General features: G+C 38.5%; 9 protein-coding genes. 5 read left to right on the top strand and 4 right to left on the bottom strand.

Features of this window, described 5'->3' with window-relative positions; genetic code table 11:
• Positions 1-70: 70 nt before the first annotated feature.
• The 5 genes from JM84_RS03775 to JM84_RS03755 all read left to right on the top strand — a co-directional run bounded on the left by JM84_RS03775 (position 71) and on the right by JM84_RS03755 (position 7,214).
• Positions 71-565 (top strand): acetyl-CoA carboxylase biotin carboxyl carrier protein subunit, encoded by a 495-nt coding sequence (locus tag JM84_RS03775; RefSeq protein WP_144782835.1) that lies wholly within the window; start codon positions 71-73, stop codon positions 563-565.
• Complete coding sequence (accC, locus tag JM84_RS03770; RefSeq protein WP_261375695.1) at positions 566-2,017, top strand: acetyl-CoA carboxylase biotin carboxylase subunit; 1,452 nt, start codon at positions 566-568, stop codon at positions 2,015-2,017.
• A gap of 3 nt (positions 2,018-2,020) precedes the next feature.
• On the top strand, positions 2,021-3,562 hold the full coding sequence (locus JM84_RS03765; RefSeq protein ID WP_144782833.1) for an acyl-CoA carboxylase subunit beta: 1,542 nt from the start codon (positions 2,021-2,023) through the stop codon (positions 3,560-3,562).
• A 91-nt stretch (positions 3,563-3,653) separates the two neighbouring features.
• The gene (gene recQ, locus JM84_RS03760) at positions 3,654-5,744 is read left to right on the top strand and encodes a DNA helicase RecQ (protein ID WP_144782832.1); all 2,091 of its coding nucleotides are present in this window, start codon (positions 3,654-3,656) and stop codon (positions 5,742-5,744) included.
• 27 nt (positions 5,745-5,771) lie between these two features.
• A complete protein-coding gene (locus JM84_RS03755; protein ID WP_144782830.1) occupies positions 5,772-7,214 on the top strand; it encodes an SLC13 family permease in 1,443 nt (480 codons plus the stop codon).
• Positions 7,215-7,243: 29 nt separating this feature from the next.
• Here JM84_RS03755 and JM84_RS03750 read toward each other — a convergent pair whose 3' ends face one another.
• From JM84_RS03750 to JM84_RS03735, 4 genes are all read right to left on the bottom strand, one after another.
• Positions 7,244-7,756: a GTP cyclohydrolase gene (locus JM84_RS03750; RefSeq protein WP_013750400.1), complete on the bottom strand. Its 513-nt coding sequence runs from the start codon at positions 7,754-7,756 to the stop codon at positions 7,244-7,246.
• 12 nt (positions 7,757-7,768) lie between these two features.
• Positions 7,769-8,359: a methyltransferase domain-containing protein gene (locus JM84_RS03745; RefSeq protein WP_144782828.1), complete on the bottom strand. Its 591-nt coding sequence runs from the start codon at positions 8,357-8,359 to the stop codon at positions 7,769-7,771.
• 124 nt (positions 8,360-8,483) lie between these two features.
• The gene (locus JM84_RS03740) at positions 8,484-10,283 is read right to left on the bottom strand and encodes a YfiR/HmsC family protein (protein ID WP_013750402.1); all 1,800 of its coding nucleotides are present in this window, start codon (positions 10,281-10,283) and stop codon (positions 8,484-8,486) included.
• A gap of 16 nt (positions 10,284-10,299) precedes the next feature.
• Entirely contained in the window at positions 10,300-13,002 is a 2,703-nt protein-coding gene (locus JM84_RS03735) for a TonB-dependent receptor domain-containing protein (RefSeq protein ID WP_144782826.1), read from the bottom strand.
• Positions 13,003-13,011 lie beyond the last annotated feature (9 nt).

The following is a 13,011-nucleotide window of genomic DNA, read 5'->3' as shown; positions in this document are numbered from 1 at the left end:
TTTTCTTATTTTATTTGCTCTAGGATAACAATATCGTAATTACGTATATTTATATCTTAAAATACAAGCGATGAGCAACACCTATAAAACCACCGTAAACGAGGAGCATGAGTTCGAGGTTTCTCGTGACCAACTATCTCAACTAGATGCGGTAAACACCTCTCAGAATTCTCACCATATTCTGGAGGATAATTCTTCTTTTAAAGCAACTGTAGTCTCTTCAGATTTCAGCAAAAAGACGTACAACATTCAGGTAAATAGCAACAATTATGAAGTTGTTATCAAAGACGAAATTGACATTCTTATTAAAGAGATGGGCTTCACGGTAGGAGGTTCAAAGCAGCTCAACAATCTCATTTCTCCTATGCCCGGTCTTATTATTGATGTGCAGGTCTCTGCTGGTCAAGAAGTAAAAGAAGGTGACACGCTAGTGATTCTAAGCGCCATGAAAATGGAAAACAGCTTTGTATCCCATACAGACGGAGTTATCAAGGCCGTGCATGTTGTAAAGGATGACGCGGTAGATAAAGGGCAATTACTTGTAGAATTTGAAGAAGAAAAATAGATGAAAACTATAAAGAAAATATTAATTGCAAACCGTGGTGAGATAGCCATTAGGGTAATTCGTACGGCTAAGAAAATGGGTATTAAAACAGTAGCCATTTATTCTACTGTAGACCGTAATGCACCACACGTGCGCTATGCAGACGAGGCCGTTTGCGTGGGTAATGCGCCTTCATCAGAGTCCTATTTACTAGGTGATAAAATCATAAAAGTTGCTCAAGAACTTAACGTAGATGCAATCCACCCTGGCTACGGATTTTTAAGTGAGAATTCCGCTTTCGCGAAAGCGGTAACAGAAGCACAAATGATCTTCATAGGCCCAGAGGCACACGCAATAGAAATCATGGGAAGTAAGCTCGCAGCCAAAGAAGCTGTAAAAGCATATGATATCCCTATGGTACCAGGTATTGATGAAGCCATCACAGATGTAGAAAAAGCAAAAGCAATCGCTGCCGAAATAGGATACCCTATTCTCATAAAAGCCTCTGCCGGAGGTGGCGGAAAAGGGATGCGCGTGGTAGAAAAAGACAGCGAACTAGCATCACAAATGAGTACAGCTATTAGTGAGGCGACTGCAGCCTTTGGCGATGGATCTGTTTTTATAGAAAAATATGTTGCATCACCTAGACACATTGAGATTCAAGTAATGGCAGATAATCACGGTAATGTGATTCACCTCTTTGAACGTGAATGTAGCATCCAGCGTCGTCACCAGAAAGTGGTAGAGGAAGCTCCATCTGTAGTCCTTACTCCGCAACTACGAGAAGAAATGGGGCAAGCTGCAATAAAGGTGGCAAAAGCATGTAACTATCGCGGCGCAGGTACCGTTGAGTTCTTGCTGGACGATCAACATAATTTCTATTTCTTAGAAATGAATACTCGATTACAAGTAGAACACCCAGTAACCGAACTTATCTCAGGTACAGATCTTGTTGAGTTACAAATACGCGTTGCTCGTGGTGAGAAGCTATCTATCGCTCAAGAAGACCTCAGCATTAAAGGACACGCATTAGAATTACGTGTATATGCAGAAGATCCTCTCAATGACTTCTTACCTAGCGTAGGAAATTTATCGACTTACATACTCCCAGAAGGAGAAGGTATACGTGTTGATAATGGATTTGAACAAGGAATGGATATTCCTATCTATTATGACCCTATGCTTTCTAAGCTTATTGTTTATGCACCTACACGTGAAGAAGCAATAGAGTTACTCTCTAAAGCAATAGATGATTATAAAATAGAAGGTGTACAAACTACACTTCCTTTTGGAAAATTTGTTTGCGAGCATGATGCCTTCCGCTCTGGAAATTTTGATACGCATTTTGTAAAAAATTATTATTCTCCAGAAGCTTTAAAAGAAGGGTTTAAGGAAGAAGCACGTATTGCTGCTCTTATCGCTCTCAAACAACATATTAAAGAACAAAATATCTTACGCCTACCAACTGTATAACCTATGGATGCTAACATAAAAACGCTTAACGAAAAAATTGAACTCGCTCACTTAGGTGGCGGTCAGAAACGTATAGACAAGCAGCACGAGAAAAAGAAACTTACTGCTAGAGAACGCATACACTACTTACTAGACGATGGCTCTTTTGAAGAAATAGGTATTCTTGTTACACACCGTACTACAGATTTTGGTATGGAAAACGAGATTTATTATGGAGATGGTGTAGTTACTGGTTATGGTACTGTAAATGGTCGTTTGATTTATTTATTTGCACAAGACTTTACGGTTTTTGGAGGTGCACTCTCTGAGACACACGCCGAGAAAATTTGTAAAATCATGGATCTCGCTATGAAAACTGGAGTTCCATTAATAGGGCTCAATGATTCTGGTGGGGCACGTATACAAGAAGGTGTACGCTCACTAGGAGGTTATGCAGATATCTTTTACCGCAATGTGCAAGCGTCTGGTGTGATTCCGCAAATCTCGGCTATTATGGGACCTTGTGCGGGTGGAGCAGTATACTCTCCAGCAATGACAGACTTTACTATGATGGTAGAGAACACTAGCTACATGTTTGTAACGGGACCTAACGTTGTAAAAACAGTGACTAATGAAGAAGTAACCTCAGAAGAACTAGGTGGCGCAAGTACGCACGGCTCAAAATCTGGTGTGGCACATATCACCTCTTCAAACGACGCACAATGTCTTGAAGATCTTAAATCTTTATTGAGCTACTTGCCGCAAAATAATACGGAGACACCTAAGAATTTACCGTTTACACTTAAGGATGAAGTGCGTGACCAGCTTGCAACTATTATCCCAGATAGTGCAAACAAGCCTTATGATATGCACGAGGTCATTACGGGTATTATAGATGAGGATTCTTTCTATGAGATCCATAAAGACTATGCTGAGAATATCATTGTAGGTTTTGCTCGTTTAGGGGGTCGTAGTGTAGGTATCGTTGCAAATCAGCCTATGTTTCTTGCCGGAGTGCTAGATGTAGATAGCTCAAAGAAAGCTGCTCGTTTTACAAGATTCTGTGACTGTTTCAATATTCCGTTGCTTGTTCTTGTAGATGTTCCAGGTTTCCTTCCGGGTACAGATCAGGAATGGAATGGTATTATTACAAACGGAGCAAAGTTATTATACGCACTCAGTGAGGCAACCGTACCAAGAGTAACGGTAATTACAAGAAAAGCATATGGTGGCGCTTATGATGTAATGAACTCTAAGCACATAGGTGCAGACCTTAACTATGCATGGCCTAGTGCTGAGATAGCAGTTATGGGTGCAAAAGGAGCCAGCGAGATTATCTTTAGAAAAGAAATAAGCGCAGCAGATAATCCTGAAGAAAAACTACTTGAAAAAGAAAGTGAGTATGCAGAGAAGTTTGCAAACCCTTATCGTGCCGCACAACGTGGATTTATAGACGAAGTGATTATGCCACAAGACACAAGACGCAAACTCATCAAAGCATTTAGTATGCTAGAAAACAAAAAGGTGGAGCTTCCTAAGAAGAAGCACGGTAACATTCCTTTATAGCGTCTTATTTAAGAAAAATAAATACATCATTGCTGTATAAAGAGGCGCTTTAATAAGCGCCTCTTTTAATTGGTATTAATAACTTTGTAAGATGGTTGCAACACAAGAATTACACTCCCTTTTAAAAACTCATTTTGGCTACGATAATTTCCGCCCTAACCAGCAAGAAATTATTGAATCTGTGTGTCGTGGAGATGACGCACTTGTTATTATGCCTACTGGTGGTGGTAAATCCATGTGTTTTCAATTGCCCGCACTTGCGCTAGATGGAGTTGCTCTTGTAATCTCACCTCTCATTGCCTTAATGAAAGATCAGGTAGATGCGCTACGTGCAAACGGCATAAAAGCAGCCTACTACAATAGCACACAACCTCTAGAAGAAACTCAGCAAGTATTAGCAGATTTACAAAGCGGCGCCATAGACCTCATTTATGTTGCTCCTGAGAGCTTACAAGTGTTAGACGGAGCACTTAATGCCGCAACCATTTCATTAATCGCCATAGATGAAGCACACTGTATCTCATCATGGGGTCACGATTTTAGACCTGCATACACGCAACTAGGCTATCTAAAAAGACGCTTTCCACAAGTACCACTTATTGCCCTTACCGCAACAGCAGACAGATCAACACAAGATGATATTGCAGACCAATTAGGCATAAGCAATGCAAAAAAATATGTTTCTTCCTTTGATAGACCTAACCTCTATCTGGACGTAAGACCTGGCCAAAAACGTAATGATCAAATTCTTGATTTCCTTGAAGAGCACCCTGGAGAAAGTGGTATCATTTACTGCCTTTCTAGAAAAAGTACGGAGTCTCTAGCTGCCAAACTACAAGCTAACGGTTATAAAGCGGCTGCATACCACGCAGGGATGCACGCAGAGCAACGTTCAAAAGTTCAAGAAGATTTTATAAATGATACGACGCCCATAATTTGTGCTACCATCGCCTTTGGTATGGGAATAGATAAGAGTAACGTGCGATGGGTGATCCACTACAACATGCCTAAAAATCTTGAAGGATATTATCAAGAAATAGGTCGTGCTGGACGTGATGGCTTACCTGCTCACACCTTACTTTTTTATAGTTATGCAGACACCCTACAGCTAAGACAGTTTATAGACGGAGCAAAAAATGCCGACTACCAAATGGCTAAGCTTGACCGCATGCAACAGTATGCAGAAGCGCTGAGTTGTAGACGAAAAGTGCTTATCAACTACTTTGGTGAGTTTCTCTCTGAAGATTGCGGAAACTGTGACATTTGCAACAGTCCGCCGGCATATTTTGACGGTACTGTACTTGCTCAAAAAGTACTTTCGGGCGTTGCTCGTATGCAACAAAAAGAAGCGATGGGTACCGTAATTGACGTTTTACGAGGTTCGCAAAACGCTCAAGTATATGACAAAGGCTATCAAGAAATAAAAACATACGGAGCCGCAAAAGATGTTCCCTGGAGAGACCTTCAGCAATATATTGTGCAACTTATTAATCAAGGGTTGTTAGAAATACGCTTTCGCGAAAGCGGAAGATTATTACTCACCCCACTTGCTAAAGAAGTTTTATACGACGGAAAAAACATACAACTGGCTAAACTCACCAAGGTTAAAACCGAACCTGTTACCAAAGAACGCAAACCTAAAAAACCAAAAGGAACGCTCTTTGAAAAATTACGCGAACTACGCTCAGAGCTTGCTAGAGATGCAAATGTGGCTGCATATATCGTATTTTCTGATGCTTCTCTTAAGGATATGGAAGATCAAGAACCTGTGACTCAAAAGCAGTTTTTAGACATTCAAGGTGTGGGACAAGCAAAGATGGAAAAATATGGCGCAGATTTTATAAAGGTCATTAAAGAGCATGTCCAAAAACCAAAACCTAAAAGCGGTAGCAAAACGTATCTAGAGACTAAAAAACTCATCCAGCAAGGCCTTTCTCTAGAAGAAATTGCAGAGACCCGTAAACTCACTATAGGCTCTGTGTACAATCACTTGATGAAGTTACATGAAGAAGGTATGGAGGTAGATTTTTACCAGTTTATACAGCCTGTAGAAGTAAAGCAGGTACACGACGCCATTTTAAAAGTAGAAGACGCAGATAAGCTCAAATCTTTCTATGAATACTTTAAGGAGGAGATGCCCTATTGGAAAATAAGACTCGCCTTATATTTAAAAGGTAAGTAGTTTTCTTTTTTGCCTATTTTTAAGGCTATGAAAGAATTTACGCTTTCGCGAAAAGTAGGCTTTATCATTGGCCCATTATTGTGCATTGTACTACTTGCAGCACCCATTGAGCTCATAAACCCAGCGATAGATAAGGTGATTGCTGTCGCTTTATGGATGATTATCTGGTGGGTTACTGAGGCTGTTTCCATCTCTGTTACGGCACTTATACCGCTTGCTCTATTTCCGCTACTTGGTATAGGAGATATTAAGGATGTGGCGAGTAATTATGCAAATCCCATTGTGTATCTATTTTTTGGAGGATTTGTAATCGCGCTAGCGCTAGAAAAAGTTAACCTGCACAAACGCATAGCACTCTCTATTCTTAAAATCACAGGCACCAAAGCAAACGGAATTATACTGGGTTTTATGATTGCCACTGGTTTAATGAGCATGTGGATATCAAATACGGCAAGTACGGTCGTGATGCTTCCCATAGCCGTTTCTGTCATACAACTTCTTATAGATGACGAGGATGGTTTTACAAAAAACGACCGCAACTTTGCCCTAAGTATTATGCTAGGTATCGCCTTTGGCGCAAACATAGGAGGAATGGCAACCTTGATAGGCACACCTCCTAACTCTGTAATGCTTGCATTCTTAAACGAGAGTTATAATATAGACATAGGCTTTTTTCAATGGATGAAAATGGGAGTTCCATTCTCCATCATACTTATGATCATCACTTATTTTATGATTACAAGAGTCTTCTACAAGAATAACCTAGGCACCATTGGAAAGTCTGGAAATATCATACAGACAGAATTAGATAAACTTGGTCCTATTTCAAAAGGTGAGAAAGTGGTCTTAACCATATTTCTAATTACGGCAATCTCATGGATGCTACGCTCCTATCTCAACCAGCTACTACCAGAAATCACACTTACAGACACAACTATCTCTGTGATTGCAGCATTACTTATGTTTATTATACCTATTAATTACAAGGATGGAAAATTCCCGCTTGCCTGGGAAGACACATCTAGATTACCTTGGGGAATTTTAATCCTCTTTGGCGGCGGTCTCGCACTTGCCTCTGGACTGGCACAATCTGGATTTATAGATATGATAGGTTCCTACATATCACAGCAGGAAGACTGGAGTATGTGGGTGGTGACTGCCGTGCTTATTTTCTTAATGCTCTTTATGACAGAATTAATGAGCAACGTTGCACTTGTCACTATCCTTGTTCCATTAGTAGTAGGTATTGCCATAGGAATGGATGTGCCTATGCTACAAATGGTCATCCCCGTAACACTTGCTTCTAGTTGTGCATTTATGCTGCCTATGGCAACACCGCCTAACGCGATAGTCTTTGCAAGTGGTCACGTGCGTGTAGATCAGATGGCGCGCGTGGGTGTGTTTTTAAATTTAATTTCGGTGGGATTATTATTTGCGCTGGCTTACTATGTGGTTCCGGTATTGTTTTGATATTACGCTTTCGCGAAAGCACACTCATATCATAGCTCTGTAGGTTGAATACCACTTACACTAATGCCCAGATCTGTGAGTGTTTTGGTTTTCTTTTCATTACCCGTGATCATTGTGATAGAATTCACTTCTAGATGTTTTAAGATTTTTGCTGCAACGCTAAAATCACGATTATCCTTATGAAAACCTACAGCCTCGTACGCATCTGCTTGAGGCATACCTTGTTTTTTGAGCGGTAAAGTATTGAGGAGTGCATAATGACCATTTCCTTTTCCTTCTTGCTCTAGCCAGATTACAATACCCTTTCCTGCTCGTTCTATAAGTTGCTGTGATATTTCCATTTGCTCACGGCAATCACACTCTATACTATTAAAATGGTGAGCAAAAATGCACGAGGAATGTACCCTGCAAAGCACATCTTCTGCTCCGCTCACATCTCCCATCACTAGCGCGTGACACTCCTTGATACCGTCATAAAAAAGAATCTCTTTATAAGTTCCATATTTAGTTTTGATGGTTCCTTCTGCTAGTTGTACAATCATTGTGTTGTGATATTAATTAGTTTGCTTATTTACCATTTTGACAAACAACTCTTTATCTGCACGAGCAGCTACTGAGTTATAGGAAGTTTCCATTTTTTGAATATCAAAATGTTTTGAGAACAAGTTTTCATATTCCGCTACACTTCCTCCGTATGGTGGTCCTTTTTCGGTGAGTGGGAAGTTAAAAAGTAAGCCTACAAGTTTGCCTTTAGGTTTAAACAATGTACGCATATGTGCGACGTAAGCAGGTCTCAAATCTGGTTGTAATGCGCAGAAAAATGTTTGTTCTATGATTACATCAAACTGCCCGTCAAACTTGAAAAAATCTTCTTGTATAAGTTGCGAGCTAGGAAAATCTGGTACTCTCTGTTTCAAATTTTCTAATGCAAGTTGAGAAAAGTCTACTACATACACATTTTTAAATCCCTCCTCCCAGCAGTACTGCGCTTCATGACTATAACCGCCACCAGGAATTAAAATTTTAAGGTCCTTATTTTCTAATTGATCGAGGTAGGCTTTAATAGGTGGAGAGACCTCTTTTAAGTCCCAACCTGTACTTCCCTCTGCATAACAATTATTCCAATAGGTTGACGTGAGTTCCATGAATGTAGGTTAGTTTTAAAACAACATCTAGTGCATAGCAATTTAAGTAAATTACGTGTAGCGAGTGATAAATGTAGCATGTGTTACTTGTAGTTACGCTTTCGCGAAAACGTAAAAAATCACATTACTCAGCTTCAGGATTCATAGGGATAGTAAAATAAAAAGTGCTCCCTTCATTAATTTTTGAAGTTACCCAAATATTTCCTTTATGTATCCCGACAATCTTTTTACAATGCGCAAGTCCTATTCCGGTGCCTTTATATTGATCTGTTGTATGTAATCGCTGAAAGATAGAAAAAATACGCTCCTGATGATCTTTACGAATACCTATCCCATTGTCTTTAAAAGAGAATTGCCACATCTTCTCATTAGGGTTCTCTAGGTTCGCAGTCTCGCTCACGTCAATATGTAATGTGGGTGATGTATCCTCTGCACAAAACTTTAAAGCGTTTGTGATTAAGTTTTGAAACAACAAGCGCAGCTCAATTTCAGAACCCATAAGGGTAGGAAGATTGGAATATGTAATGGTTGCATTTTTTCTTTTTATGAGTGCATAAATATCTTTCTCTAAGTCTTGTACCAACTTGTTACAATCTACCTCCGTAAAACTTCTAGTCTTACCTATGCGTGAGTATTCTAGCAACACATTTATAAGCTTAGCCATCCTCTCACTTGCCTCTTCTATAAATTCAAGACTCTGATTGCCTAAATCGTCAAACTGTGCACTATAATCACTCCTTATAAGCCCAATGAAGCTTGATATGGTATTGAGAGGTTCTTGTAGATCATGGCTTGCGATATAGGCAAACTGCTCGAGGTCTTCATTTTTCTGACTGAGTTCTTCTGCCTGGGCTAGTATTTTTGCATTTTGCAATACAAGCTGTTTTGCAAGTTTGCTTTTACTTTGGTAATTCTTATAAATTATAAATCCTGCCACCAGAAATAAGAAGGCGATGATTCCTAAAAGCCAGTTGATGTTCTCTCTAAGAGATAGCTCTACAGACTGCTCGTCAAGCACTTTTTTCTGGACACTGAGATTTAAGTTTTGATTATCTATACTATCTTGATTGCGCTCTATTTCTTCTGCATTTTGAACTAAAATACGCTGTCTTCTTTCAAGTTCTTCTAGTTGAGATTCATTTTCTATTTCCAGTTCTTTTGCAATTTCTTGCTTTTCCTCTATGGTCTGTTTTTGAATCTCGTCCTCATCGAGCAAATCTTGAATGGAGTTATTTTTTAGTTTTACAATCTCTTGAATCGTATCTATAATCTCGTTTTTACTATTAATCTCTCTTTGGTGAGCTATAATTAAAGAGTCCTTTCTCTTTGCAATTTGCTTAGCTAGATTAAGTGAGTCTTGTGCTTCTATAAAAAGTGATTGCCACTTTTGTGAAGTTTTAATGGCATAAAATTTTAAGGAAGGAGCAATAACAAAATCATTAATGCGCAGTAGTTCCTCATTGATTTGATGTCTAAATGTATTTCCAACTCTAACAATATTTATCATCGAGGCATTAAATGCATATCCCTCAGACATTACTAATATGCCCTTTCCTTCTGAAGACTGAAGAATATATGGCATTTGGAAATTATATTTTTTGTTAACGTATAATATATCTACATCTGCTATATCTTTTACAGAAAGAAAATTGATGATTTCAACCGGTTTAGATTGTATTTGTCGTTTTTGAGCTATTGACTTAAAGTCGATAATGGTTCTATCAGGACCCAAAACTCCTATCTTAAAAGTATCTCCAGATTGAGGTGACCAGTTTACTTGTTGAGCAATATTAAAAACATAAATAGCTCGTTGCACTCTAGCGACTTGTTCAACATTAGTCTGCGCTTGAATTTGAGCAGAAGACCCAAAGATTATTAAAGCGACCACAATCTTAAGTGCCGATAATAGTTTGAAATCTTTCATGAATAACCCATCCTTATTATAAGCTTAGAGATAAACTTACAAAGTAGTTTCTACCTTGTACTCCAAACTGGCCTACTCGTCTACTATAGGTAAAATTACCGTTGCTCGTATTTGATGAATGCGTGTGCTTATCTGGATACACATTAAAAATATTATTACCCCCTATAGCCGCACTCACTCGTGAGTGAAACTGATAATGAATAGAGAAATCTGTAAGAACCTTTGCCGAAAACTTTTGATCTCGGGACTCTATATTTCCTGTAAAGTCATTTACAACCCAGTTATCGCTATTTCCATCATCTGGGTGAAAATATTCCACAGGTCCAAACAATGTATTATTGAAGTGAATTTTAAACTTATCAATATCATAAAAACTTCTCCAGCTCAATTTATATGCAGGCTGTCCTTTCTCTAGTCTACCTATTTCTTCTCTACTAATGATGACTTCTTCTGCTTCCTCAAAAGCAATGGGTACCCTTATATCTCTACCTACAGTCGTACTATTGATATTAAAACCTAAAGAACTTTCTAGATTACCATCACCTACGTTATTCTTATAAACTAATGCTAGATCTACACCTTGGGTATTCGTATCTATTGCATTTGTAAAGAACTGAGCTGCTCCAACCCCAAATGGTGCTAAAATGTCTTCATAACCATCAGATATGAGTCCTGAGAGTACTATTCTGTCTTTTATTGCTATGTAGTAATAGTCAAGTGCAAGCGAAAAATTTGAACTAATCTTACTACTTAAACCTATGCTATAGTGATTTGATAATTCTGGACTTAGTCTATCTACATTAAATGCTTGAGCAGTGAGTGCGCTTTCATTATTAAATGTACCTACCTGCAAAATATTACCATCAATAAACTGTGTGCTTATATTTTGAAAAAACACTTGGTGTAGGGATGGCGCCCTAAACCCTGTAGCAATACCACCTCTCATACTTGTATTGTTAGTTAGCTTATAACGAGAAGCCACTTTCCAAATCACTTGACTCCCAAAGTCATTATAAAGCTCATTTCTGGCGGCGAGTTGTATGAGCCACTTATCATTAACATTTGCCTCAATATCTACGTAAAACGAGCTGTTTGTTCTAAATTTATTTAGTTCATTTTCTGGTTGAATTCCAGGAAAAACTTGTGCTCCTGCTATTCTTGGTTCCTCAAGCCCTTCACTATTGGTAAAGACACTACCGCCATTTATATATGACGCTTCTTCTCCTGCACCTATCTGATAATTTTCTACTCTTAACTCTGCTCCGAAAGAGAAATTAAGACCTGACCTCCAATCAAAAGACTTTGAAAGATCTAAGTTTGATGTATTCTGACTATACAAAAATCCTCCGGCGTAAAAAGTAGTAGGTGACGCAATTCCTAATGACGCATTGTTAGAATTGTTAATAGTATAATCAAGAGAATTCATCCCTATAGTATGACTAAAATCAATATCCCAATTATGCTTACTTCCTCTCAAACCTAATGTAACGGCATCATCTTGAATATCTGTTAAGATTTCTGGAGAAAATCCATTAGGAAATAAATCTGTAATGACACGGTCTTCATCTATAGGAAACCTATAAAAGCCAGCAGATTTTCCTTCTCTATAATTTCGTCCACCGTGAAGATATACCTGAGCACTGTCTGATACTTTTATTTCTCCATTAAAATGAATGGCTAGATTCTGAGTTTCGGAATTGCCTATTTGCATTACTTGCCTATCTGAATAACCCGTTTGATCAAAGAAATTATTCTGAGCTATAAGTGCATTATCCTCTTCTTCATTATCTACATAAACACGTCCCGTATAGTTACCCGCTCTATTGGTAGCCTCTCTTTTTCTATATTCACCTGTAATATTTAAAAATCCTTCCTTGCCTAACTTCATACCAAAATTTGCTCCGGTAAATTGTGTGAGACCATCTCCTTCTTTATTAACTTTTAATAAATTATTTAAAGAAACAGCATTCGTTTGGTTTTTGAGGATGATGTTGATAACCCCTGCAATAGCATCAGATCCATATTGAGAAGTCGCTCCATCTCTTAGTATCTCAATACGTTCTATAGCACTTATGGGGATAGCATTAAAATCTGTACCCACGGCACCTCGACCTATGGTACCATTCACATTGAGCAAAGAACTATTATGTCTTCTTTTTCCATTGATAAGTACAAGAACTTGATCTGTACCTAGCCCTCGTAGTGTAGCTGGATCAATATGATCTGTACCATCTGAAATGGTTTGTCTGGTCGAATAAAATGAGGGTGAGAGGTAATGTAATATTTGGCTCAACTCTATTTGAGAAGAGTTTGTGATTTGTTGTGGCGATATGATATCTACAGAAGCTGTGTTCTGAAATGAGGAAACAGGATCAGACCTTGTACCTAGAGAGATAGGCTCATCTACAGAGAAGCCTGTCTCTAATTTAAAATTTACTTTTTGTGTTTCACCAGCTTTTACTACAACTGTTTTATAAAGTACATTATACATTACAAAACTTGCAGATAATACATACTCTCCTTCATCAACTTGAAAAGAAAATGCTCCATTAATATCTGTCTGGGTGCTCTTATTATAACCTTCTATACTAATAGTAGTACCTGGTAATATCCCAAAATTATCTGTAACCACTCCTTCTATCGTAGCTCTAGATTGAGCGAAACTAAGAGAAGATACTATGCACGCAATAAATAATGTAATCTTTGATAAAAAAGACATTAACTAGGG

Source organism: Dokdonia sp. Hel_I_63, assembly GCF_007827285.1.
Classification (GTDB): domain Bacteria; phylum Bacteroidota; class Bacteroidia; order Flavobacteriales; family Flavobacteriaceae; genus Dokdonia.
Note: the sequence above shows the minus strand (reverse complement) of the source record. Positions and strands in the feature narration are given on the sequence as shown.